Source organism: Sediminicola luteus (assembly GCF_040566555.1).
Classification (GTDB): domain Bacteria; phylum Bacteroidota; class Bacteroidia; order Flavobacteriales; family Flavobacteriaceae; genus Sediminicola.
On sequence record NZ_JBEWYP010000003.1, the window covers coordinates 206,929 to 230,100 of the forward strand.

Sequence of the window (23,172 nt, forward strand, 5' to 3'; positions counted from 1 at the left end):
CAAAACATTCGGATCCGCCTTCATTTTAAGGGTGTAAAAATAAACATTAAAAAATCTAATTCTCCATTACGTCCGTATCTAATAGCAGAACATTAAATATTTATCATGAAAAAAATTTCACTTAGTTTATTAACAGTAGTCCTACTTGCTTCATGTGTTTCTAAAAAGAAATATGTGCAATTGGAACAGGAACATGGCCAAACAAAAAGTCAATTGACCAAAACTGCTGTAGAAAAGGAAGAACTTGAAGCTAAATTTGCTAAAATAGAGGCAAGAGTTGCAGAATACAATTCTAAGATCAATGAATTATCAGAAGAAAACGATGCCCAATTCGTTACTGTTGATGGAGTTGCCGTTATTTCCAATGATGTTAAAAAACAAATGCGTGCGACATTGAAAAATGTAGCTCCTGGAAAACTAAGCGAAGCTAAGACGCTAAAAGATTCCATGAATTTAGCATTGTCCTACAATCTTCAAAAATCTTTGGATACCAATACCCTGAACGAGGATGAGGACATCGCTATAGACATAGATGAGACTGTGGTTATGATTTCTATCTCCGATAAATTGTTATTCAATACTGCTAGTTATAATGTGAGTAGCAAAGCGAATGATATTTTGCAAAAATTGGCCAACATCATCAATTCTGAGCCTAGTATTGAAGTTATGGTAGAAGGTCATACCGATGCCAGAACTATCAACACGCCAAAATTAGCAGATAACTGGGATTTAAGTGTAATGCGTGCTACTTCAGTAGTAAGAAAATTACAAAACGAGTTCAACGTTGCTCCTGAAAAATTAATTGCATCAGGAAGAAGTAGCTATCAGCCATTGGTATCTAACGATACTAAAGAAGATAGAGCTAAAAATAGAAGAACACGTATCGTGATCTTACCAAACATCGACAAGTTTTTTGCATTAATGGCCTCTAACGAATAAGTCGTCATTAAATTCAATTATATACTATTAAAAAGGCCATCATATTTGATGGCCTTTTTTTTGTCTTACATCTAAAATTGGACTACCCTATTCCATTTCATTCAATAGCTGCCTGAATCCTAGGGCAACCCCGTTGGTCCATCCAAAACCATCCTGCAGGTCATACTCACCGCCTCCAGACAAGAGGGTAACATCCTCTACATTGTATTTTTCCATCATTTTACCTGTATTGGCATACACTTTTTTGTTCAGTGCTAACCATCTGGTCATGATTTCCTTTGCTTCTTTATCAAAACCATAATTCAACAACCCTTTTACCGCAATCCATTGTAAAGGTGCCCAACCATTGGGAGCATCCCATTGTTGGCCACTATCTTCCAAAGTTGTTAGTAGTCCGCCATCCTTTAAAAAATCGGTCATGAGGTGTTCCTTTACCAAATTCGCCTGTTCTTTTGTAGCAAGGTTGAAGAACAATGGAAATGCTCCGGCCAAGGTCATTTGACCTCTAACCGTTGCTTGAGGAACATCCAAATCCATAAAAAATGAGTTCTTCTTGCTCCAAAACACTTCTTGTATGGCCTTCATTCTATTTTTGGCCTTACTTGAAAAGGATTCTGCGGCTTCCAATTCTCCCTTTAATTGGTAACCACGGGCCAATTGGGTTTCCATATAGTATAACAGGCAATTTAGATCTACGGGTGCAATTGTGGTTGTAGTAATGGATCCAAAATCTCCCGGTTTGCCATACCATCTGGTACTAAAGTCCCAGCCAGATTCTGCCCCAGCCCTTAAATTGGCATATAGGTTCTTTTTTTCGGCCTCGGTGCTGAATTGAGCTGCCAAGTGTACATCTTCTTTATAGGATTCCTGTCGTGGGCTATCCCGCTTATCCCAATATCTATTCAATACCATGCCATCAGTGGTTTTTACAACATGCTTGCTAAGCTCACCAGGTTTCAAGTTAGACTCCCCGTCCATCCAAAAATTATATTCCTTCTCAATGTATGGCAGGTATTCCAAAAATTTCTGATCCTCCCCTTTGGTCAAGGCGGTGACCATTAAAGTATAAAATGGGGGTTGTGACCTGGAGAGGTAATAATCTCTAGTTCCATTGGGAATAAAACCCAAAGTATCAATAAGATGGCTAAAGTTGTCCACCATATTTGTGGCCAAGGCATCTTTATTATCAGCCAGTAACCCCTCTATGGTAAAATAACTGTCCCAATAGTATATTTCTCGGAAACGCCCACCTGGTACCACATATTCTTTGGGAAGTGGTATTCTTGAAGAATGTGCCACTGCCTTATCTGGAGGTCTAGTGAGCATCCCCCAAATATTGCTGATATGCTGGTACATGCTTTTGGTAGTATCGGTTTCAAATTGTGCTGTGCTGCTGCTGAACTGATCCGAGAAATGACTATTTACAAAAGCATTCAGTTTAAAATCTGGGTTATTTTTTTCTTGCTCATAAAGAGTTATCAACTCTTGGTATGAACGATCCGGCACTAAGTCTACAAAGGTTTTTGAATCTTTGAACACGGTGTTGATCTGTACATCCTGGAACAATTGACTCTCATAGAAATCAATTGTGGTTTCTTTGGGAGCCTCAGTTTTGCAGGAAAGGAAAAGGAAGAGGAATAGAATGGATCCCCAATTTAAAATCTTCATAAGGTTAGTTTTTTATAAAAATAGGATATTTTAAGATAAGGGCCGGCAAACAAAAAAAAGTCCAAGAATAGCTCCCTGGACTTCCTTATTAAGGTTACAACTTTATAATTGGTTTATTTAAATTGTAATGTGTATTAATTTTATTTTGGTTTATTGTTATCATAGAACTCATAGATCAAATTTGCCACCAGTCCGGTCCAGCCTGTTTGGTGGGAAGCCCCTACCCCACGGCCATTGTCCCCATGGAAATACTCGTAAAAAAGAACGAGATCTTCAAATTTAGGATGCTGGTAATATGTTTTGTGCAAGGCATTCACAGGACGATTTCCGCTTTTATCCTTTTGGAAGATAGCTACCAATCTTTTCCCTAATTCCTCGGCCAACTCCTTTAAATTTTTGTTGTTATTGCTTCCTGTGGGGTATTCCATGCGCATATCCCCTCCATAAAAATTATGGTATTCCAATAAGGATTCTATGAACATATAATTGATGGGAAACCATATGGGCCCCCTCCAGTTACTGTTCCCTCCAAATAGGGATACTGTAGATTCTGCTGGTTCGTAATCTATGGAATAAGGTATCCCGTCTATAGTCAGGGTATAGGTCTTTTGTTCATGAATTTTGGACAATGCACGGATTCCATAATCACTTAAGAATTCCTTTTCATCCAATAAGGCCGTCATAAGTACTTTTAATCGGTCCTTAGATACCAATGATAGGAGTACCCCTTCTTTGGAACTACTTTGAATAACACGATATTTGGATTTATACATGCGATAGTTCCTAAACCACTCCAAGCTTCTTTTAAAGGTCGGGAGCTGGTCCAACGTATCTTCTGGAATAACCAAAACTGCCGCAAGTGAAAGTAAGCCTACAACAGATCTAATTTTAACAGGAACATGTTCCCCATTGGGTTTTACCAATCTGTCATAAAAGAAGCCTTCATCCTTATCCCAGTTACCAACGGTATCTTCGTTTAAATTGTTCAAAGCCTCAGCGATAAAAACAAAATGTCCCAAATACTTGGTGGCCATATCCTCAAAAGATTTGTCCTCTAGGGATATTTCAAGGGATATTTCCAACATATTTAAACAGAAAAGTGCCATCCAAGCCGTTCCATCTACTTGTTCCAAATAGCCTCCACCAGGAATATCATGACTCCTATCAAAGACCCCAATATTATCGAGGCCTAAAAACCCACCTTGGAAGACATTATGTTCATTTTTATCTTGTTGGTTGACCCACCATGTAAAGTTAAGGGCCAATTTATTGAACATCCTCTTCAGAAAATCTATATCCCCTTTTCCTGTTTTCTTTTTGTCGATTTGATAGACTTGGAATGCAGCCCAAGCTTGTACTGGGGGATTGACATCACTAAAATTCCACTCATATGCGGGTATTTGACCATTTGGTGCCATATACCATTCCTTATTGAGGAGCATCAGTTGATTTTTAGCGAATTCTGCATCCAAATGTGCCAAGGGCACGCAATGAAATGCAAGGTCCCAAGCTGCGAACCAAGGATATTCCCAAGCATCGGGCATGGAGAGAATATCGTGGGTCCTCATGGTTTTCCAGGTACTGTTACGGCCGTTCCATCTTGCTTTTGGTGGCTCCCCTGTCAATTTATCCCCACTCAACCATTGTTCTACATCATAATTATAATATTGCTTGGTCCAGAGCATGCCGGCGAAGGCTTGACGTTGAATATTGCTTAGATCCTTGTCATCGGTCTTCTTTAGACCTCCATAAAACTCATCTGCCTGTGCGATCTTTTCTTCAAAATTTGCTTCAAATGATGAATCGAAGGGGTTGGACTCAATCTTCTTTTTGGACAATCGCAATCGTATAGTAACCTCGCTCTTGCCTTTAATTTCCAGTTTATAATAAGGGGCAAACTTTGTACCTTCTTTTTTGCTCTCCGGTATTTTAAAATTATTACTTACCACTGCATCGTGAAAAAGGTCTTTCTTGAAGGGATGGTCGTTTGGCTTATTGTATATTTTAGCATCATTGGTTTCATTTTCCGTAAACAGGAGTTTGTCCGGTTTTTCAAAATAAAAATGATAGTCCCCAATATAGGGATGGGTGATATCTACCGATCCATATGTTTTACCTTGTTCATTGGCTTTGATCAAAGGTTTTGATGGCATTGGGTAAAAGCTCCAGAAATTACGTATCCATAAGGTAGGGAGAACGGATATTGGCGCTTTTTTAACGCTTCTATTGGCAATGGTAATTTTTATAAGAATATCATCAGGGTCTGCCTTGGAGTATTCTGTAAACACATCAAAATATTCATTTTTATCAAAGATCCCAGTATCTAGTAATTCGTATTCCAGTTCCTTTTTACCCCTCATCTGATTGGTAGCGACCAAATCCTTATAAGGAAAAGCCTTTTGGGGATACTTATATAAATGTTTCATGTAGGAATGGGTGGGCGTATTATCCAAATAATAATACAGTTCCTTCACATCCTCTCCATGGTTACCTTCTGGTCCCGTTAGGCCAAACAAACGTTCTTTAATGATATTGTCCTTCCCGTTCCATAGGGCTACCCCAAAACAAAGATTGCAATAACGGTCCGAAATACCAGCTATCCCATCTTCTCCCCATCGATATACCCTTAATCTGGAATGGTCATGCGGAAAATAATTCCATGCATCCCCGTGAACACTATAATCTTCACGAACAGTACCCCATTGACGCTCACTTAAATATGGGCCCCACTGTAACCAATCTTTTTCTCCACTATAGTTTTCTTTGAGTCTTTTTTCCTCTTCTTTAATCATAAAACAATATGCTTTTCGGAGTCGGAAAATACTTCTTTATCCAATAAATCCATTATAAATCTATATTTTTTATATATATCTGGGTACTTTCCGGAATATAATGGGGATTTGATAGGATTAATCAAACATATTAAGAAAAAGGAACTGGAAATTGGTTCTTTGCAGTGCAAAAATCCTATTCCATTTCCAACTCCTTTAGAATACCCTCAGCGGACTGGGTGATTTTTTTGTAACATCCATACCCCCATCTCGCAAAAAATGCAATAAAAACCCCCATAATGACCACATACCAGATAGGAAAAGAACCCTGTTGAAAGATATCTTTACCTTTCATTAATTTGGAGAAAACTGGCAGACAGGTCATCATAAAAATAAAGCAAAGAAATATCCCTAAACGCTGTATGGCCAAAACCTTGTTTTTTGCCTTGGAATAAGTGACCAAGGTGTCCTTAATGTTTTTATCGATAATGTTGATTTTTTGGATTTTTCCTAAAGATCTAAGCGTAAGTATTGGGAGTCCTATTAAAAAAGCAATGGAAAATGCGCCGCACAGTTGTAAATACCAAGTATCCAATTGATAAAAGTTAAACAAAAAGTAAAGTGCAGAAACAAAACAAATAATGGCTCCTAGGGTTTCTACTTTAGAAATAGTACTAAATTTTCGTATATATCTATCCTGTGTCATATCTAATATAATTTTATCGGTTAATTTCTTTTGTTGTTCCAGTTGGTCACTCATTTCGGACCAGACTGCCTGTATTTCTTCTAAGTCCATGCTATTGTTTTTTTAGAATTTGTGATTTTAATTTTTGTTTGATTCGTGATATCCTAGTGGCAACATTGGTTGGGGTCAGCCCGGTTATCAGCGAAATTTCATCGTATTGTTTTCCTTCCAATAATAGGAGCATAATACCTTTTTCCAAATCATTTAAATTTTGTATCTGCGCATATACCAACTTCAATCGCTCCTCAAATTGAGGGTCATAATGTTCTGTTTGCTCAAGAATAATTTGATCTATGCCAACTTCATCCGGTTTCCTTTTTCTTTTCTTTAATCTGGTTATGGCCGTATTCAAAGCAATGCGATACATCCAAGTACTTATCTTAGACTGGTTTCTAAAGGAGTCGAACGATTTCCATAACTGATAAACGATGTCTTGATAAAGGTCTTTTTGGTCATCACGGTGATCTGTATATAAGGTGGTTATCTTAAAAATGACGCCTTCATTTTTTTTGATCAACGTGGTAAATTGTTCTTCCTTATTCATTCTGGCACTGTGCTTTCTTTATTAGTATCAAACTATATTCAATTATCACACTATTCTCTATAAATATTTTGATGCTCTTGTTTTTGGGGATGAAAACATCTAGAAATTTAAGCATAAAAAAAGGGAGCTTTTTGGCTCCCTCTATTTTAAAGTTAATGTTTTTTGCAAATGTTGTTTGTTTAAGTTGTCTTTAATCAACCTAGTTTACCAAGTTATTATCCTTTCATAAATGATTCCTTAATCCATAGGAAATAAACTGGTATCGAGACCGGGAATAAGTCGCAATGCATTTTTATAATAGACCTTTTTCAAAACATCATCTTGGAGACCAATTCCGTACATGGCCCAAAATGCATGGTACTTTTTGTAATAAGGGAAGTATTCATCATTGGTTTCCAAGACTCTAAAATAGGTAGGGAATTCTTCAGGTTTCCAACTGTCCTTTCCAAAAAGTATCCTATCCTGATATTTGACGAAAAATTTATGTGCATTTTGGGGCTGCCTGCCCAATTCTGCAATAACGGCTGATATACCGACATTCATATTGGGCATTTCATCCATCAACTCACTTAATTTCTGTAAATCATTGGCGTACCAGCCCATATGTGCCGCTATAAAATTGGTGTTGGGATGTTTTTTAAAAACATGATGCTGTTCACCAATTATTTGTTCCCATGGTGCAGGATCGGTATCGGTGCGTTTTCTTCGGGGATGTGTCTTTAGTTCAAGCCATCTTTCATTGTCTCCATCAAAATTGTCCCAAAATGGCTTTGGATCCGCAGCATGGATCAATACTGGAATCCCCAGTTCTCCACATTTGGCCCATATTGGATCTAAACGTGCGTCGTCTATAGCCAACCGCTTTCCATCCGAATCCTTATTGCGAAGCCCAAGACTTTTATATACTTTTAATCCTCTTGCGCCGTTTTTCACATCCTCTTCCAATTGGGCAACGGCTTTTTGGGTCCATTCCGCATCACTCGCTCCTTCAAAATCAACATTCGCAAAGACCACAAACCGATTGGGGTAGTTTTTATTAATATTTGCTATTGAGCCTACTAACTTCTCTCCAGATCCACCACTTAAATTTACCATGATACCTTCGTTTAGTGAATCCATGGCCGTGATGAGCTCGGACAGATCTTGGTCTGGCATGCGGTATTGATGGCTATGGACATCTATAAATGGAAATTTAGCCTTTTTGACCTCATTGCCAGGAACTACAAGGGTAGATGTAGGATTGTATGCCTCAAAATCCATCTCCTGCGCCTGAAGGGCACTTAACATGAAGCAAACACAGCTCAGGAAGGCCAATACTATTTTTTTATCGCTCATAAAAATTCTCATAGGTATTACTATTATTTTGATTGTTGTTTTAAAAGGGTATTGTAATCTTCCGGCGTATCAATATCCAATTCCTTGCCCTTGGGATTTAGACTGATATTTAAATGCTTATTCTTTTGGATGAGATCTTTTGCTCCAAAGTCTTGGTTCAAACTTAATAGATCTGAAAAATATTTTTTGTCGAATATAGCGGGCACCCCTTCCCTATTGCCATAGTTTGTGGTAACCATACCATTGGATTGTTTTGTAAAAGTATCCAGCATATGATCAATATACTGGGTATCTATCAGCGGTTGGTCTGCCAAAAGAACCATAACTCCCTCTGCGTGCGGTATGTTATTTTGAATGTAGTTCACTCCAGTGCTGATGGAGGTGCCCAATCCTGACTCCCATTCCGTATTATCTACTAATAGGATGTCCTTATCGCTAATTTTGGAGCGTATTTCTGTTGCGTGAGCCCCCAAAACGACAATAATGCCGAATGCTTGGGACATTTTGGCCTGTATAATGGTGTTTTCCAAGAGCGTAGCGCCTTTCCATGGCAATAGTTGCTTAATGGTACCCATGCGCGATCCTTTGCCACCTGCGAGGATTAAAACAACAATTTTTGATTCTGAATTGCCCATCAGCTATGTATTCCCCCTGCTTTGTCCTTGAGCATCATAGGTTTCTTGTTCCTAGTTACCGAAAGTATTTCTGCCAAGATGGCGATTGCGATTTCCTGTGGGGTCTCCGCACCAATATTGAGTCCGGCTGGACCATGGATTTTATCAAAAAAAGTATGTGCTACTTCCGGACAGTGTTCCAATAGATCGTTTAGCAAGCGTTCCCTTCTTTTTGCAGGCCCCAATAAGCCGAGATAAATTGGATTGGAATCCTTCAATTTAAGGAGATATTTCAAATCTTTCGCATAGCTATGCGTCATGACTATCAGCGCTGTTTGTTCATCAATGCTGCTTACATCCATTTCATCCGGGGTACGGTTGAAAAAAGCAAAAGCTCCCGGAAAATCAAAAATATTCTTTTCTTCCATGGGCGTAGCTATGATAGTGACTTCCCACCCAGCGGCGGATGCCATTGAACAGAGTTGGACCGCATCGTGCTCAGCACCAACAATCATTAGTTGAAAACATGGTTCCATTACTTGTTCAAAAACCTGTAGTTCCGATTTTTGAGAAAACGCAAGATCAAAATTATGTTGCACGGGATGTTCATTTCCTTCTCCAAAATCAACGACTGTTCCCAAGCCTTTGAACTCAACTTCTGCTTTTTTATAATAGGAGCGCAATTTGAAGCTGCTTCTTTTTTTTAGGCAGATTTCAAATGACGATAAAAAGGGTTCATTGGGATAGAAAGGCTCAAGGAGAATATAAAGAATTCCCTCGCAACCTAGGCGATAACGCCCGTCATAGGTCATCATTTTGGGGATATTACTTTCAAAAACACTCTTGGCCTGCAGGACCACTTCCTTTTCAACACAGCCACCACTTACCGCGCCTACCTTTTTACCGTTTTCTAAAAGCAACATGCTTACACCTGGCCTGCGATAGGAGGAACCGTCCAAATCCACCACAGTGGCCAATACTGTCTTGTTACCGCGATCTTTTGCGTGCTGGTATTCGTGTATTATTTTTTTGAATTCGTGTGTCATAATGAGATTGTTCTTCTTGTCGGTGAAAAAGGTACCAATTCCCCAACACTATAAGGAACTTCTTTAGGATCTAACCGTATAAATCCATCTGATTGTGCCAAACTAGTTAAATCTCCAGATCCGTTTTCTTTAACGAGATCAGCTAGGAGCTGTCCATTTTCCATTCGTATTTTAACCCTTAAAAATAAGGTCAAATTACCGGTAACAGGAATGGATTCATCTAAAATTACATTAATTTTTGGGATCGAGAGGCTTAATGAACCTTTTAACCAATCTTTAAAATAGAGATGGTAATTTGCAAAGGTAGAGGCAGGATTTCCGGGGAATGAAAAAATTAGGGTTCTCGTTTCTTTTTGTATTCCGAACCAGAAAGGCTTTCCAGGACGTTGCAGCACCCTGTGGAAGATTTTTTCCACACCTAATTCTGCCAATACATCAGGAATGTAGTCAAATTTACCCTTAGAAACACCACCGCTCAACAGGAGTACATCATTCTCGTTTAAGGCCTTTTTTATTTCTTTTTTAATTTCCTCCTTTTCATCATTTAAATGTAATTGGGAAGGAACTATCTTTTCTTCCGCTAAGGCAGCATAAAGCGAATAAATGTTGGATTTTCTAATTTGATGGGGCAAAGGGGTTTCCTGCACATCTACAAGTTCATTCCCTGTGCTGATAATGGTACTTTTAGGCAGTTTCTTGACCAAAACCTTGGCTTTTCCAACAGCTGCCAGAACACCTATTTCTGATGCGGTAATCAATTTGTGCTTATTCAGGACGATAGCGCCCTGTAGTTCGTCGCTTCCTTGGAGATGGATTTCCTGCCCCTGATTTGGATCTTTGTCCAAAATAGCATATCCGTTTTTAATGGTAATTTGCTCATACATTACAATGGTATCTGCATTTTCAGGAACTACGGCACCTGTCATGATCTCCACACAATTGTTTTCACTTTTAAGCTTGTACTTAGGAGATCCCGCGGCAAGAACGGCTTCAATCCTGAACTCTTTTATTCCATTTTTTATAGCTGCGTAGTTAATGGCTATGCCATCCTTAGTAGCCCGGTCAAATGGAGGGAAATCCCGATCTGCTTTAATGTCTTCGGCCAATACCCTGTCCATTGATTTAAGTAGTTCCACCTCTTCGGTACCATAATCTTGTTTATGGGCCATTACTTTTAGGTATGCTTCTTGAAAAGTGATCATTTTTAAATAGATATTTGAAGTCCATTGACCATTAAAACCCTGACACCGACCATAAAGACCAAAATGGCAGTAGTTAATTTAATTCCTCTCCCTGTCAATTTACTTAAACTGATTCGTATCCCCAATTGTCCGCCAATTAAAACAGAAACCAATAAGGCAAGCCCTTCCCATAAAGGCATTTGAAAAGTACCATTCGAAACGAGACCGGCGATGCCTGAAACCGAGTTTACTAAAATAAAAAAACTGGCCAAGGCCGCTATTTTAATAGATTTTTCCCACCTCATATGGTTCAGGACAGGTGCTAAAAAAATACCGCCCCCAATCCCAACAAGACCAGAAAGCAAACCTATACCACCACCAAGTATGTATGTCAAATAAGGAGGATATTTCTTTTTAATTTCTTCCTGTGTGGGCAGGGTAATAGTCTGAACCACCAACGCTAGGGCAGAAATTATTAACGCTGCACCAAGGATGATAAAGAATATATTTTCCTTCAACTTAAAGGAGGCCCCTAAAAATGCCAAGGGGATACTTGTGATCACAAAAGGAATGAATTTTTTAAAATCCATAAAGCCTCTTTTATAATATAAAAAACAACTTCCGCTTACTACCACAAGATTACAGAGCAATGCTGTGGTTCTAATATCAAAGAAACTGGAAAAAACAAGGGTCAAAATCGCTAAATAACTAGAGCCACCGCCAAAACCCACAGAGGAATATAAAAGAGCGATCGAAAAAAAACCTAAACAGAGTAAAATTAATTCTTGGGGATTTAGGAGCATACGGCCACATAAGTATTTATGCCCCCTCTAACGGAGTACAGGGAAATTTCAGAAAATTGATTTTTTAATTGTTCCAATGCCTGGGCGCTGCGTTTACCCGATTGACAAATTAAGTAAATAGGTTGTTTTAAGTCAATATCATGGTAACGATTTCCAAGATCGTTTAAAGGAATATGGACGGAATTAGGAATTTTATAGGCCTCAAATTCCTCTTGGGTCCTTACATCTATAATTTGAACATTCCTCTGTGAGTCTATTAAATCCTTGAGTTCATCTACTGTTATCTCTGAAAATGGGGAAGCGGATACAATCCCATAGGAATATTTTAATTCTGTAATATTTAAACTATTTTCTTGAAGGCTAAAATTAATTTTCTGAATAGTCTGGTCCAAGGCATTGAATAGCAGTAATTTACCTCTTAGCACCTCTCCTATCCCTGTAAGCATCTTTACAGTTTCCAACGCTTGGAGATTTCCCACTATCCCCGGAAGCACCCCTAAAACGCCATTAATATTACAGTTTGGTATTTCATCAATAGTGGGCATGTTTGGGAAAAGGCATCTATATGTTGGTCCTCCTTTATAGTTAAATACGCTCACCTGACCTTCAAATCCTTGTAACCCTCCATAAACAAAAGGTTTTTTTAATATAACACAAGCATCATTTATTAAATATCGGGTAGGGAAATTATCGGATGCATCTATAACGATGTCATAATCCTTTATGATACCCAAGGCATTGGAAGCCATCAAAAATGTATCATAACCCCTTAGCCTTGTAGACGAATTTTGTGCTTTTAGTTTTTTAAAGGCAACTTCCAGTTTAGGTTTTCCTATATCTCTTTCGGTATATAGTACTTGACGATGAAGGTTGGAAATAGAGACTACATCTTGCTCTACCACACCTAGGGTACCAACCCCCATGGAATTTAAATATTGTAATACAGGGACCCCCAAACCTCCGGCTCCAACAATGAGTACCCGTGACTTCGCTAGTTTCTTTTGGGCCTGTGGCCCAAACTCTTTAAGAGCGGTTTGCCGTATGTATCTATTGGGATCCAAAATTAAGTTAGTTTTAAAATAGCCTCTTGGTATTCCTCCTTGGAGTTTGCATTCAATAATATCTGTTCTTCTTCTGGAAAAACTAATTGCACATTGGAATTAATTAGGAATTTTCTTGGACAGGTACTGGTCCCATTAATGAGATGTGCTATAGATTGTTTTAAACCTTCAACTTCCCAAATAGCACATAAGGGCTCAGGTAACTTGTTCTCTTTTCCTGCAAAAGCAGTTGCTACCTTATTAGTGTTTCTTTCCGCGATCAATTGCTGAATCCCTTTTAGATCCATAAGCGGCAGGTCGCAGGCCAGTACCAGCCATGCGACATTGGGATACTCTTTATGGGCACTTAAAATTCCATTGTAAGGCCCTCTAAATTCATTATTGTCCAATATAAAATTGACACCGCTAGGGAGTTCGTTCACCTGTTCCGAGCGTACGCTAAGAAATGTTTTATCACAAACCTTTTCCAACAATTGGTACAAATGTTCCCTTTGGGGAATTTCATGATATATAATGGAGCCCTTATCGGTACCCATTCTCGTGCTTTTCCCTCCAGCAAGAACTAATCCATATGTTACCTCCTGAGACATGTTAGAAGTATCTTTAAATTTATAATTAAGGGTTCCTAACCCTGTTTATATTCTTCTATCCTCCTATTGAAGTCATAGAACTATCAAAAACAGAGGAGTGGTTTTTTTGTGCTTCGAAGCCCGTTTTGGCCCGACTGCCGATTGCTTTTAAAATATGAAGTTTGATATTTTCCTCCGCATTTTCGTTTCTCAAAACCTCCCTTAGGTTCATACTTGGTTTACCATAAAGACAAGTAATAACATCCCCTGTTGCAGAAATCCGCAACCTATTGCATGTGCCGCAAAAGGTTCTGCTAAAGGAAGGGATGAGTCCAAAAGTTCCTTTGTGACCTCTTATTTTATAATTGATGGAGGTAGAAGTACGTGGCGATTCCAGTTTTTCGATATTGGAATAAGCTCCCGCAATATGCTTGAAGATGTTCTTGTAATCCCATTTTATGGTATCGAAGTTCTTGGAACCCCCATTAAATGGCATTTCCTCTAAAAATCGGACAGAAACATCATACTTTTTCATTGCTTCCAAAATGGGCAAGATATCCTGCGTATTTTGACCATCCAAAACGATAAAATTAATCCGGACATTAAAACCTTCGGAAATGAGTCGGATCAAATTTTGATATACCGTTTCATATTCCTTTCTACGGGTAATAGTATCAAAGGTTTCTTTATTGATGGCATCCATACTTACATTAATATTGGTGATGCCCAATTCTTTGAGTTCATCAATATATGGCCCTATCAAGGTGGCATTCGTAGTAATGGAAATATCCTTAAGTCCGTCCAAGACGGCCATTTTGCGTAAAAGCACCATCAAATCCTTTCGCACAAAGGGTTCTCCTCCTGTAATTCTTATTTTGTCGATACCCTGTTCTACCATAATCTTACTTAGGGTATAGAGTTCATCAATAGTGAATAGTTTATCATTTTTTGCGAAATTTATGCCTTCAGCCGGCATACAATAATTACAACGAAGATTACAACGGTCCGTAACCGCCAATCGTAGGTAGTTTATCTTTCTATTATGGTTGTCGATCAACATTTAGCTGTAATTATTGGATTAGTTGCATCATCATTTATTCAAAGATAGGTTATCCACCACTAACAGGGGGGATTAGAGCTATCTCATCTTTATCATTCACCAATGATTCATTATCAGCAAAGGTACTGTTCACTGCTACCGCCAAAGAGGATAAAGTATTTAACTTTGGATAATGTTCACCCAGATAATTCTTTAATTCTCCTACAGTGCGGATTTGCAATTCCTTTTCGTTTGTTGTGTTCAACTCCAAGGTAGCACTGCCTATAATGTCTTTTGTTATCCCAAATAATAATATGGTCATATCAATCTTATAAATTTTAATTTTCGGGTGTTTTCAACAAGCCCGGATTCATCATAGACTGCTTGAAATATATAATAAAGCAAGTCAGATTCTATAGAAACATCAAGTTAAATAAAATATAAATGGCATACTTCATTTTAACACTTTGTTAATGGAGATTTGGCTATTTATCTCCCAAATGAAGTTGATTTAATTTCTTAACAAATATTTTTTACATCACATATAATTTAAATTACTTTTGAGCGTTCTGCTTCGTGAACCTATATAAATTAGAAAATGAAAATATCAATTAAAATACTTGCCTTATTTAGTATCCTATTTTTAGCCATATCCTGTGGGAATGCAGAGGATGATGTAAACTTCAATGTAAATAATGATGGGGAACTGGGTAAGGGTAAACCCGTGGATGAATGCCTCAACCTTGGCGAAAATCAGCTTATTCTATCCATACAGGAGCAATATACTACCCTTCCAGGGAAAGTATCCATTTTCTTTAAAGTCTCTGACAGTGATGGATCTCCAGTATCTGGATTAACGGCAGACAAGTTTACCATCTATGAACAAGGAAGAAATGACGCTTGTTTTAATACCATTTCTACATCCGAATCTTTTGCCCGAATTTCACCGAATTCTCAAATTTTCAAGAACAATACCCTATTGGTGTTGGATTTGAGCAACAGTGTTTTGAGCAGCAGTTTAACAGAATTGAAAACGGCCTCTACTAGTTTTGTGAATAATGTAATGCCCGACCCAGCCAATCAATCTGTGAAAATGGCTATCTATTGGTTTGATGGGGAGAACAAGTTACACTTGTTGAATCCTTTGACGGCTTCTAAAGCAGAATTATTGAATTCTATTGATGGAATTACCCAAGATATTAGTAATGACCCTTCCACAGATCTTTACGGTGCGGTTATTAAAGCTACTGATATTGCCACAGATCTATTGAACAAGAGCACTCAAAATAATAATATCGGAGCTGCTTCTGTGGTTATTTTTACCGATGGAACTGATCAGGCTTCTAGATATACTGAAGCTGCGGCTTTAAAGAAGGTAAGGGAAGCAAATGCCAACATTAGTTTCTATTCCATTGGATTAGGTGCGGAAATAGATACCGAGGTTCTTAAAAAGATAGGGAAGACATTTAGCGTATTTGCTGGCAACAAAGCCGAATTGGAAAATACTTTTAATGCTATTTCAGAAAGGGTTTCCGAAAGAGCCAATAGCTTCTACCTTTTTGAGTATTGTACTCCAAAGAGAGACGGAAGTGGTGAAAACAATCTTGCCATCCAAGTGAGATCAGGAAACAAACAAGGTGCTGTACAGACCAAATTCAACGCCAAAGGTTTTACAGGAGGTTGTAAATAAAGGTCCTAAATTATAAGTTATAAAAAAGGGAACATCTTACTGATGTTCCCTTTTTTGTTTTCATGATAATAGTGGCTTCGGTAGGGTTTTTGGTCCCTCAGTTGTTTTAATTGTATAACAACAACCTACATCCTAAAAATAATTTTCACTATCTAAAACATTAAAATCATGGATGTTATCAACGAAATTATTCAAGAAAGCCCAATCGGCCAATGGACCTTAGCCTATAAAAGTGCCGTACTACTATTGTTTTCAAGCATTGTAATTACCCTGTTCTGCATGTTAATTCTTTTGCTGATATACGGTCCATATATGACCATTCAATATGGTTATTAGTTTATTTCTTTAAGATCAAGGCATTTTTAAAATTGCTTTTGTCACCATTTAGACGGATAAGGAAACCATTGACCACGGCATATTCAATCTTATTGTCCTTTTCCAAAACAAAGATAGGATTCATTCCTGCACGTAGATTAAGCACAGGAGCCTTAAAATCCTTGCCTACTATTTGAATTGGTAAATTGGTATCCTTCTTGCCAGCTGGTAAGCTTTCCAATCTCACATAGGTATATCCTTGTTTTAAATATTTCAATACCTCAGATTCCTTAAGGGATTCCATGGATTTAAAGATTTCGGGATGAACTTTGCCGCCTTTTATGGTATATCCATTGGCATCCAAGGTTTCGTATCCATAAAATGTAGAAAGGTCGCCTTGATCGGCTACAGTGCTATTGTAATAGAATTTGGAATGGTCTGCATTATCCACTTCGGAACGGTGAATTCCCAAATCTAATTTGTAATCCTTGCCCAAAAGGTTGTAGGTAAGTCCTTCTATCTTTAGATCGAATAACATTCTGTCATTTTCAGGGATTTTCTCGTAATCTTCTAAAGGAATATTTTTATAGTTCTCCTTGGCAATGGTATAAATGGCAGATAAAATGGAAACATAATTCAGTTTACGAATCTCCTGTTTTTCCGGATCCCCTGCATAACCTCCAGATTCGATAAGGATGGCACTTGTGCCCCATTTTTGTATGTTGTCACCGAACGCTCTAGGTTCAAAATCGTCATTATAGCGTCCTACCTGTCCAGGAGCATACTTTTGGATGATGCTGTTCATGAAAACGATCACTTTCATGGCATTGCCCCTAACTTCATTAATATCTTTTTCATAGTTATATGCTGGTGCCAAATACGATATAGTAGCAGGTTTTTCGGTACGTTCCGCATTGTAATAGGTGCTTTGATCATGGAGGTTAAATCCAAAATCGGCGTCTAGGGAATCCCTTACCATTTTAAGGGTTCTTCCTTCAGGGGATTGCAACATAAGCGCATCCCTATTGATATCTATACCCAACCTGTTTCTTCGGGTATAGGCCTCTGCTCCATCCGGATTAAGCATCGGTAAAAAATGCAAGGTGATATTGGACAAAATAGCTTCCTTTTCAGCTATGAAAGTATCCCCGTTTAAGAAGTTGATGATATCAAAGATAGCTTGGGTAGCTGTTGGCTCATCTCCATGCATTTGAGACCAAAGAAATACACTGGTTGGACCAGATCCAATGCTTATCAGGGACAAGTCTCTCCCTTCTATGGATTTCCCCACCACTTTCACCGTATATTTTGGGTCCGACTTTAATCGATTGATCAAGGGTTGAAGTTCTTTATGCTTTATCCTCCTCTTATCCAGGGAAGGCTCCTTGAATTGATCATAACTTTCATATAAGGCAGCTGTAATATCATTTTCTTGTGCCGAACTATCGGCCGCGATTAGGAAAAGACATAGAAAAATTACCAATTTCATTTTCATGCTAGTTTATTTTTGAGGTGTGGGTTTAAATTCTAATTTTTTTGTGGCCTTTTTTACTCGTTTTAAAAACCGACGTCCTGGATCTTCTTTTTCGGTTCTATAAGAGTCGTCCACTTCCAACCAATAAGGATGCCCTACAAAGTTGGTGTACTCATAATGCCCAATAAGATATTCTATATCGTATTTGGATTTTAAATATTTCACGAGCCAAATATTTGATCGTCGTTGTGCCCTGGTCAGCTTCTTATCGTCAAGGCCACCGACATTTTCAATACCGAGAGCCACATGGTTTAAACCTATCACATGTCTTCCCATTAACGTTTCTGGCATCAATCTGTAGATTGTTCCGTCCCTATCCACTAAAAAATGGGTAGAGACATTAAGGCTGCTTGCGGTTTGTATTTGATCTCTCCAACTCGGTAATTTTGACTTGTAAAACACATCATAAGACGCCTGGAAGGTAGGAATGGCCGTCCAGTGCAAGACAATCATTTTAGGAGTGATTTTAGCTGAATCGGATTCCAATCCGTAGCGATCGGACATGTATTCCTTGGTGAGTGCTATCCGTTCTTCATCAAAAATAACGGGTTTGTCAACAATTACTCTTGAAACCGAACACGAAACTAAATTTAGAAGGCAAGCAATGAAAATTACATATTTCAATTTTAAATGGTATTTAATTGCGCCTTAAAAGTACAACTTAGGGAGTCTAGTCCACAATTAGAATGCTATCTTTTTTAACTACATAATAGAGCTGTACCTTTTTTCTGCCCCATTCAAAAGCTTTCGCCCTATCTACACCCATATATATGTCGATTTTCTTGCGCCAACGGGTATGCATCTTGTCTTTTACCAAATAAATTTGGGAAGAGGTGTCTATCCTTACCATGGTATTGTGTTTTAACCCCATTCGGATCAAGTCTCTTGAAACTGCTATGCATTTCATGCCGGGACGTAAGGTATCGCCCCATGCTGTAACATTGGAATTAAGTGCGGTGGTCTGTGATGGAATGGAATTATATGCCGTGGCGGTCACTCTAATGGAGTCCCATACCAAGACCTCGGCATAAACCTTTTTTTTAGGCGTACAAGAGGAAAAATGAAGGGTTAGGACTATAGAGATAGAGGTTATTACAAATAATAATGTTTGTTTGGTAGTCTTCTGCATATGATATGATCAGTTGGGCAGGGGAACATAACTTTCGTCATTTTCCATCATTGGAAATGATTTTTTCTCCCAAGCTTTTTTTGCATGCTCTATCTTTTCCTTATTTGAAGATACAAAGTTCCAATAGATATGTCGTTCTTCGGGTAAGGGTGCTCCCCCAAAAAGCAGAAGATGGGAATTTGGCTTGATCAGGGTCTTGCAGGTGTCTTCAACCTTGGACACAAGAATATTTCCTTTACCAACCACTTCTCCGCAAGCCTCAATGCTTCCTTCAACAATGCAAATTCCAATTTCTCCCTTTAAATGATCTTTGGTATTGAGTTCAAATTCCGATGTGTTCCTAATTTCTATCATGAATAATGGAGAGTGGACAGGAACGGGTGAGGTTCTTCCATATCCTTCCCCAGCTATTAATTTGAAATTAGCGCTCCCCTCCTTCCAATGCGGAATTTCGGTTGCTTCTATATGATGAAATTCAGGGATGCAATCTTCCATGCTTTTTGGCAATGCAATCCAAATTTGATATCCATGAGCGGTGAATGAATATCCATTTCTCAGGTCATTTGGTGTTCTTTCTGTGTGGGACACCCCTTTGCCAGCTACCATTAAATTTACGGAGCCAGGGGTGATACGCTGACGTGTCCCTATACTATCCTCATGCATTATTTCACCTTCCAGCATATATGTAAGCGTGGAAAGTCCAATATGCGGATGTTGGTCCACATCCATATATTTGGTAGGCCCCAACTGGGTAGGTCCCATATGGTCTATAAAAACGAAAGGACCTATCATCCTTTTTTTGCGAAAAGGAATCAATCTTCCTACTAAAAAATCCCCTATATCCCTACTTCTTTCAGCGATGATTAAACCAAGGGTTGACATAAAAGCAAATCATTTATTTTATCTAAAGTTACAATAATTCTCAACTAATGATTTATTTTTAAAATTCCTTAATTATTCTTTCCATGAAAGTTTTTAAAAGAATTGTCATTGCTCTTATAATCGTTCTAGTAATTGTTGTGGCGTTCAATTACTCTAAACTCAACATCATTTCTGGCTATGCTGCCAAAAATATGGCGTCGAGTGTTTTTATCGCTGGAAGAACCCCAGCCTCAATTGATAATTACGATAATAACGTTCCCCTTATCAAATTGGCTGAAACCGAGGTAGATCAGAAGAATAAAACCATTACTTCCTCTGTTTTTGGGCTAATGGAAAGAAAAGCGGTCTATAGGGAGGGATTAGGGAGCGTCCTTGTACATGGTTCTTATGATTACAGCAAGAAATATTTACGTCCTAAACGACATACCTTAGAAAATGACCTTCCATTTCCCTATGGAGATAACGGTAAAAAGGATACGGTGTTTGGCAATGTGGACTATCAAAAATTGCAAAAAACCATCAACAATGCCTTTTCAGAGCCTGAGGTGAAAAAAACCAGAACAGTTTTGGTGACTTATAAAAATGAGATCATTGCCGAACAATACGCAGATGGGTTTTCTCCGGATACCCCAATTCTAGGTTGGTCCATGACCAAAAGCATCCTGGCCACCCTCTACGGAATATTGGAATACCAAGGAAAATTTGATCTTAATGACCCAGCTCCCATTGCTAATTGGCATAAGGATGAACGTAAAAACATTACCATAAACCATTTGTTGAGGATGCAAAGTGGTCTGGCTTGGGAAGAGGATTACACTAAAATTTCTGATGTAACAAAAATGCTGTTTATGTCGTCGGATATGACCCAACCACAACGTTTAAAAAAAGCGATTGCAAAACCAGGGGAAATCTGGAACTATTCCTCGGGAACATCAAATCTACTGTCAGGATTGTTACATAACTATGTTGGGGAAGGGCAGGCTTATCTCAACTTTCCCTATGCCTCCCTAATAGACAAAATAGGTATGCATTCCATGGTGATTGAGACGGATATGAACAACAATTTCATAGGGTCGTCCTATGCTTGGGCAAACACAAGGGATTGGGCAAAATTTGGACTATTATATCTCAATAATGGCCAATGGAATGGAGAACAGCTCTTGTCCGAGAATTGGGTTACCTATGTCACCACCCCAACTGTCAATTCCGATGGAGTATACGGCGCCCATTTTTGGTTAAACGCTGGAGGCAAGTATCCTGATGTTCCTAGAGATCTATATTCTGCCAACGGCTATGAAGGGCAGTATGTTTTTATAATTCCTTCTAAGGAATTGGTAGTTGTCCGCACGGGCTTGGCGGAAGATCCTGTATTTAATGTGAATGATTTTCTATTGGATATTATAAGCGCCATTGACTAAAGAAAGTGAATGGTATACCTCTTTTGGTATTCATGCAGATGATTTTTAGAAAAACACGATTTTACTAGTCAAAATACTCCCTAAACGAGCCACCCTATAATTTGTTTGCGGACATTGAGCCAAAATAAATAAGAAGCCGGTGATGTTTTATCGGCAGTTTCCGATAATTGAAACAGATTCTGCTCAAAAGTAAGAATATCTTCCTCATTAATGATACCGTCCGCCAAGTCATGAAAGGCCATGGACCAATCATTGAAATTTCTTTTGGGAATATATCCTTCCCACAATAGATTCACGTCATAATGCCGTTCATCTTGCTCTATATTTTGGTATAGATTATGTATGTTTTTTGAATCACCCTCAATTATTTGAACAAAAATATCGTTATGGAACACCAAACAACCCGTTATCCCAAATTTTTGGTTGTTGGTACGTGATGTTTTCAAAATCTCAAATATTTTGATACTATCCGTATCCTTCTTGGCTTTAGAACAATAGACAAGTTCGAACATCATTGTATTTTTCGTTGAATTATCTTCTTTAACTAAATATGGTACATCAATTAAAATTGAACTCCTTTATTAAGATACGGATTTTTTACAAGAATATAGAATAACATCTCACTAAATAAATGATGAAAAACCCATTAAACCAACCAACCCATAACTTGCTTCCTCACATTGAGCCAAAAAAGGAAAGAGGCAGCTGATGATCTATCAACCAATTCGGAGAGCATAATTAAATTCTGTTCAAAAGTTTGGGTGTCTTGTTGACTTATGTTTTGGTCATTTAAATTATGAAATGCCATAGACCAGCTATCAAAACTTCTTTTTTTAATCTCCCCTTCATGTAAAATCACTACTTCCCTATGTCTTTCATCAATGGAAATTCTTGCAAAGAGTCCATGAATATCCTCTTTGTTCCCTTCCAATATTTGTACAAATGTGGTTTTATGGAATACTAAACACCCTGTAATATCCAATGCTTTGTTGGTGGATTGAGCGGTTTTCAAAATATCCAGGATGGCATATTTATCTGTTTTTTTATTGGCTTTGGAGGAATAAACAAGTTCGTACATAAAAAACGTTAGGCATAAGGCGGCCAAAACTACAATTATATATTTATTTTCGGACTAGAACCATTTACCAATAGTCCTATTTTTTAAGATGAATTTCCTGTAGGCCACATATAAAATTCAAATACATTGTCACATACCTTTTATACGAATAAAACAGGTTTAAGGTTGTTCTGTTTTTAGGTATTAATTTTTGGTGAAATATTTTTTCATGGGTTGAAAATAATGTTCATCCCACCCTTTAATGTAATGCTCCCCACTCTCGGGAACCTTGGAATGGATAAGTGTGAGCTCGGTATTTCCACCCTTTTCTGTTAGGACCACTTCAATCTGTGAATCTTCTTCATGAGGTTCAAATTGTGAAGTCCTCCAAGATTGAACAATTCTTTTGTTTTCTTCCAAAACAAGATTTTTGCCTTGGATATAGCCATCCCATGCCGTAAAAGAGCCTCCAACTTTGTTTGAGGCTATGGCTTCTCCTCCAGTCATCTTTGTATGTCCTTCGCTACTGATCCAGGTATTGAAAATATCCTTTGCCGGGGCATTTAAGGTTGTTTTGAGTGTAAATTCCATAGTATCTAATTTTAATGAAGATTTCTTAGTAGTTTGAAGTGAATGTTATATCACGTTCCTTCTTAAATCTAGTGAAATTAGGACAAAGACTGATCAGTGTTAGGTTTAAATTAACGATGGAATAGCAGTCTTTATAACTAAAAAAGTGGTCCCCACCACAAGTAAGGACCACTTCACAACAATATTTTCGAAAACGACTAAAAGGGAATTACATTAGCTGTGTAGATAAGTAATAAAAATT

Annotated in this window: 24 protein-coding genes; 4 read left to right on the forward strand and 20 right to left on the reverse strand. The window is 38.1% G+C overall.

Features of this window, described 5'->3' with window-relative positions:
* The first annotated feature begins 105 nt into the window (after positions 1-105).
* Positions 106-939: an OmpA/MotB family protein gene (locus tag ABXZ32_RS07185; protein WP_354617996.1), complete on the forward strand. Its 834-nt coding sequence runs from the start codon at positions 106-108 to the stop codon at positions 937-939.
* Between the two features lie 87 nt (positions 940-1,026).
* Here the strand turns inward: ABXZ32_RS07185 and treF are convergent, their stop codons facing one another.
* From treF to ABXZ32_RS07250, 13 genes are all read right to left on the reverse strand, one after another.
* Positions 1,027-2,607, reverse strand: a complete 1,581-nt coding sequence (treF, locus tag ABXZ32_RS07190; RefSeq protein ID WP_354617997.1) for an alpha,alpha-trehalase TreF — start codon at positions 2,605-2,607, stop codon at positions 1,027-1,029.
* A gap of 140 nt (positions 2,608-2,747) precedes the next feature.
* Positions 2,748-5,399 carry an MGH1-like glycoside hydrolase domain-containing protein gene (locus tag ABXZ32_RS07195; RefSeq protein WP_354617998.1) on the reverse strand — a complete coding sequence of 884 codons (2,652 nt, stop codon included), beginning with the start codon at positions 5,397-5,399 and terminating at the stop codon, positions 2,748-2,750.
* A 175-nt stretch (positions 5,400-5,574) separates the two neighbouring features.
* Complete coding sequence (locus tag ABXZ32_RS07200) at positions 5,575-6,174, reverse strand: hypothetical protein (protein ID WP_354617999.1); 600 nt, start codon at positions 6,172-6,174, stop codon at positions 5,575-5,577.
* A gap of 1 nt (position 6,175) precedes the next feature.
* On the reverse strand, positions 6,176-6,667 hold the full coding sequence (locus tag ABXZ32_RS07205) for an RNA polymerase sigma factor (protein WP_354618000.1): 492 nt from the start codon (positions 6,665-6,667) through the stop codon (positions 6,176-6,178).
* A gap of 237 nt (positions 6,668-6,904) precedes the next feature.
* A complete protein-coding gene (locus ABXZ32_RS07210; RefSeq protein WP_354618001.1) occupies positions 6,905-8,002 on the reverse strand; it encodes an amidohydrolase family protein in 1,098 nt (365 codons plus the stop codon).
* 23 nt (positions 8,003-8,025) lie between these two features.
* Positions 8,026-8,637, reverse strand: coding sequence for a nucleotidyltransferase family protein (locus ABXZ32_RS07215; RefSeq protein ID WP_354618002.1), 612 nt, complete (start codon positions 8,635-8,637; stop codon positions 8,026-8,028).
* Positions 8,637-9,662 carry an XdhC family protein gene (locus ABXZ32_RS07220; protein ID WP_354618003.1) on the reverse strand — a complete coding sequence of 342 codons (1,026 nt, stop codon included), beginning with the start codon at positions 9,660-9,662 and terminating at the stop codon, positions 8,637-8,639. Before ABXZ32_RS07220 ends, ABXZ32_RS07215 begins: the two co-directional genes overlap by 1 nt.
* Positions 9,659-10,864 carry a molybdopterin molybdotransferase MoeA gene (locus ABXZ32_RS07225; protein ID WP_354618004.1) on the reverse strand — a complete coding sequence of 402 codons (1,206 nt, stop codon included), beginning with the start codon at positions 10,862-10,864 and terminating at the stop codon, positions 9,659-9,661. The genes ABXZ32_RS07220 and ABXZ32_RS07225 overlap by 4 nt, the downstream gene beginning before the upstream one ends.
* A 2-nt stretch (positions 10,865-10,866) precedes the next feature.
* A complete protein-coding gene (locus ABXZ32_RS07230) occupies positions 10,867-11,646 on the reverse strand; it encodes a sulfite exporter TauE/SafE family protein (protein WP_354618005.1) in 780 nt (259 codons plus the stop codon).
* Positions 11,637-12,707, reverse strand: a complete 1,071-nt coding sequence (locus ABXZ32_RS07235) for a HesA/MoeB/ThiF family protein (RefSeq protein ID WP_354618006.1) — start codon at positions 12,705-12,707, stop codon at positions 11,637-11,639. Before ABXZ32_RS07235 ends, ABXZ32_RS07230 begins: the two co-directional genes overlap by 10 nt.
* A gap of 2 nt (positions 12,708-12,709) precedes the next feature.
* A complete protein-coding gene (locus ABXZ32_RS07240; protein WP_354618007.1) occupies positions 12,710-13,297 on the reverse strand; it encodes an NTP transferase domain-containing protein in 588 nt (195 codons plus the stop codon).
* 55 nt (positions 13,298-13,352) lie between these two features.
* A complete protein-coding gene (gene moaA / locus ABXZ32_RS07245; protein ID WP_354618008.1) occupies positions 13,353-14,336 on the reverse strand; it encodes a GTP 3',8-cyclase MoaA in 984 nt (327 codons plus the stop codon).
* 49 nt (positions 14,337-14,385) lie between these two features.
* Positions 14,386-14,637 (reverse strand): MoaD/ThiS family protein, encoded by a 252-nt coding sequence (locus ABXZ32_RS07250; RefSeq protein ID WP_354618009.1) that lies wholly within the window; start codon positions 14,635-14,637, stop codon positions 14,386-14,388.
* A 276-nt stretch (positions 14,638-14,913) separates the two neighbouring features.
* On the opposite strand from ABXZ32_RS07250, the gene ABXZ32_RS07255 reads away from it, so the two are divergent.
* Together ABXZ32_RS07255 and ABXZ32_RS07260 are read left to right on the forward strand one after the other, a co-directional pair.
* Positions 14,914-16,005: a vWA domain-containing protein gene (locus ABXZ32_RS07255; protein WP_354618010.1), complete on the forward strand. Its 1,092-nt coding sequence runs from the start codon at positions 14,914-14,916 to the stop codon at positions 16,003-16,005.
* 168 nt (positions 16,006-16,173) lie between these two features.
* The gene (locus ABXZ32_RS07260) at positions 16,174-16,341 is read left to right on the forward strand and encodes a hypothetical protein (RefSeq protein ID WP_354618011.1); all 168 of its coding nucleotides are present in this window, start codon (positions 16,174-16,176) and stop codon (positions 16,339-16,341) included.
* 1 nt (position 16,342) lies between these two features.
* Here the strand turns inward: ABXZ32_RS07260 and ABXZ32_RS07265 are convergent, their stop codons facing one another.
* From ABXZ32_RS07265 to ABXZ32_RS07280, 4 genes are read right to left on the reverse strand one after another with little or no spacing between them, the layout of a single operon-like run.
* Positions 16,343-17,815: a M14 family zinc carboxypeptidase gene (locus ABXZ32_RS07265; RefSeq protein ID WP_354618012.1), complete on the reverse strand. Its 1,473-nt coding sequence runs from the start codon at positions 17,813-17,815 to the stop codon at positions 16,343-16,345.
* A 6-nt stretch (positions 17,816-17,821) separates the two neighbouring features.
* Positions 17,822-18,478 (reverse strand): peptidoglycan recognition protein family protein, encoded by a 657-nt coding sequence (locus ABXZ32_RS07270; protein WP_354618013.1) that lies wholly within the window; start codon positions 18,476-18,478, stop codon positions 17,822-17,824.
* A 46-nt stretch (positions 18,479-18,524) separates the two neighbouring features.
* Positions 18,525-18,983, reverse strand: a complete 459-nt coding sequence (locus ABXZ32_RS07275; RefSeq protein ID WP_354618014.1) for a 3D domain-containing protein — start codon at positions 18,981-18,983, stop codon at positions 18,525-18,527.
* 9 nt (positions 18,984-18,992) lie between these two features.
* Positions 18,993-19,865 (reverse strand): pirin family protein, encoded by an 873-nt coding sequence (locus ABXZ32_RS07280; protein WP_354618015.1) that lies wholly within the window; start codon positions 19,863-19,865, stop codon positions 18,993-18,995.
* 83 nt (positions 19,866-19,948) lie between these two features.
* Here ABXZ32_RS07280 and ABXZ32_RS07285 point away from each other — a divergent pair, with 83 nt between their 5' ends.
* Positions 19,949-21,283 carry a serine hydrolase domain-containing protein gene (locus ABXZ32_RS07285; protein WP_354618016.1) on the forward strand — a complete coding sequence of 445 codons (1,335 nt, stop codon included), beginning with the start codon at positions 19,949-19,951 and terminating at the stop codon, positions 21,281-21,283.
* Positions 21,284-21,363: 80 nt separating this feature from the next.
* Here the strand turns inward: ABXZ32_RS07285 and ABXZ32_RS07290 are convergent, their stop codons facing one another.
* The 3 genes from ABXZ32_RS07290 to ABXZ32_RS07300 form a co-directional block, all read right to left on the reverse strand.
* Positions 21,364-21,798 carry a BLUF domain-containing protein gene (locus ABXZ32_RS07290; protein WP_354618017.1) on the reverse strand — a complete coding sequence of 145 codons (435 nt, stop codon included), beginning with the start codon at positions 21,796-21,798 and terminating at the stop codon, positions 21,364-21,366.
* A gap of 131 nt (positions 21,799-21,929) precedes the next feature.
* Complete coding sequence (locus ABXZ32_RS07295) at positions 21,930-22,361, reverse strand: BLUF domain-containing protein (protein WP_354618018.1); 432 nt, start codon at positions 22,359-22,361, stop codon at positions 21,930-21,932.
* A 183-nt stretch (positions 22,362-22,544) separates the two neighbouring features.
* Positions 22,545-22,931, reverse strand: coding sequence for an SRPBCC domain-containing protein (locus tag ABXZ32_RS07300; protein WP_354618019.1), 387 nt, complete (start codon positions 22,929-22,931; stop codon positions 22,545-22,547).
* Positions 22,932-23,172: the final 241 nt, after the last annotated feature.

What these genes read in the sequence shown, in the direction of transcription:
- ABXZ32_RS07275 (WP_354618014.1), bottom strand. Translation starts at nt 18,983, where the DNA reads ATGCAGAAGACTACCAAACAAACATTATTATTTGTAATAACCTCTATC.
- ABXZ32_RS07185 (WP_354617996.1), top strand. Translation starts at nt 106, where the DNA reads ATGAAAAAAATTTCACTTAGTTTATTAACAGTAGTCCTACTTGCTTCA.
- ABXZ32_RS07255 (WP_354618010.1), top strand. Translation starts at nt 14,914, where the DNA reads ATGAAAATATCAATTAAAATACTTGCCTTATTTAGTATCCTATTTTTA.
- ABXZ32_RS07225 (WP_354618004.1), bottom strand. Translation starts at nt 10,864, where the DNA reads ATGATCACTTTTCAAGAAGCATACCTAAAAGTAATGGCCCATAAACAA.
- ABXZ32_RS07265 (WP_354618012.1), bottom strand. Translation starts at nt 17,815, where the DNA reads ATGAAAATGAAATTGGTAATTTTTCTATGTCTTTTCCTAATCGCGGCC.
- ABXZ32_RS07200 (WP_354617999.1), bottom strand. Translation starts at nt 6,174, where the DNA reads ATGGACTTAGAAGAAATACAGGCAGTCTGGTCCGAAATGAGTGACCAA.
- ABXZ32_RS07280 (WP_354618015.1), bottom strand. Translation starts at nt 19,865, where the DNA reads ATGTCAACCCTTGGTTTAATCATCGCTGAAAGAAGTAGGGATATAGGG.
- ABXZ32_RS07230 (WP_354618005.1), bottom strand. Translation starts at nt 11,646, where the DNA reads ATGCTCCTAAATCCCCAAGAATTAATTTTACTCTGTTTAGGTTTTTTT.
- ABXZ32_RS07220 (WP_354618003.1), bottom strand. Translation starts at nt 9,662, where the DNA reads ATGACACACGAATTCAAAAAAATAATACACGAATACCAGCACGCAAAA.
- ABXZ32_RS07250 (WP_354618009.1), bottom strand. Translation starts at nt 14,637, where the DNA reads ATGACCATATTATTATTTGGGATAACAAAAGACATTATAGGCAGTGCT.
- ABXZ32_RS07260 (WP_354618011.1), top strand. Translation starts at nt 16,174, where the DNA reads ATGGATGTTATCAACGAAATTATTCAAGAAAGCCCAATCGGCCAATGG.
- ABXZ32_RS07240 (WP_354618007.1), bottom strand. Translation starts at nt 13,297, where the DNA reads ATGTCTCAGGAGGTAACATATGGATTAGTTCTTGCTGGAGGGAAAAGC.
- ABXZ32_RS07195 (WP_354617998.1), bottom strand. Translation starts at nt 5,399, where the DNA reads ATGATTAAAGAAGAGGAAAAAAGACTCAAAGAAAACTATAGTGGAGAA.
- ABXZ32_RS07295 (WP_354618018.1), bottom strand. Translation starts at nt 22,361, where the DNA reads ATGTACGAACTTGTTTATTCCTCCAAAGCCAATAAAAAAACAGATAAA.
- ABXZ32_RS07210 (WP_354618001.1), bottom strand. Translation starts at nt 8,002, where the DNA reads ATGAGCGATAAAAAAATAGTATTGGCCTTCCTGAGCTGTGTTTGCTTC.
- treF (WP_354617997.1), bottom strand. Translation starts at nt 2,607, where the DNA reads ATGAAGATTTTAAATTGGGGATCCATTCTATTCCTCTTCCTTTTCCTT.
- ABXZ32_RS07215 (WP_354618002.1), bottom strand. Translation starts at nt 8,637, where the DNA reads ATGGGCAATTCAGAATCAAAAATTGTTGTTTTAATCCTCGCAGGTGGC.
- ABXZ32_RS07205 (WP_354618000.1), bottom strand. Translation starts at nt 6,667, where the DNA reads ATGAATAAGGAAGAACAATTTACCACGTTGATCAAAAAAAATGAAGGC.
- ABXZ32_RS07290 (WP_354618017.1), bottom strand. Translation starts at nt 21,798, where the DNA reads ATGATGTTCGAACTTGTCTATTGTTCTAAAGCCAAGAAGGATACGGAT.
- ABXZ32_RS07285 (WP_354618016.1), top strand. Translation starts at nt 19,949, where the DNA reads ATGAAAGTTTTTAAAAGAATTGTCATTGCTCTTATAATCGTTCTAGTA.
- moaA (WP_354618008.1), bottom strand. Translation starts at nt 14,336, where the DNA reads ATGTTGATCGACAACCATAATAGAAAGATAAACTACCTACGATTGGCG.
- ABXZ32_RS07300 (WP_354618019.1), bottom strand. Translation starts at nt 22,931, where the DNA reads ATGGAATTTACACTCAAAACAACCTTAAATGCCCCGGCAAAGGATATT.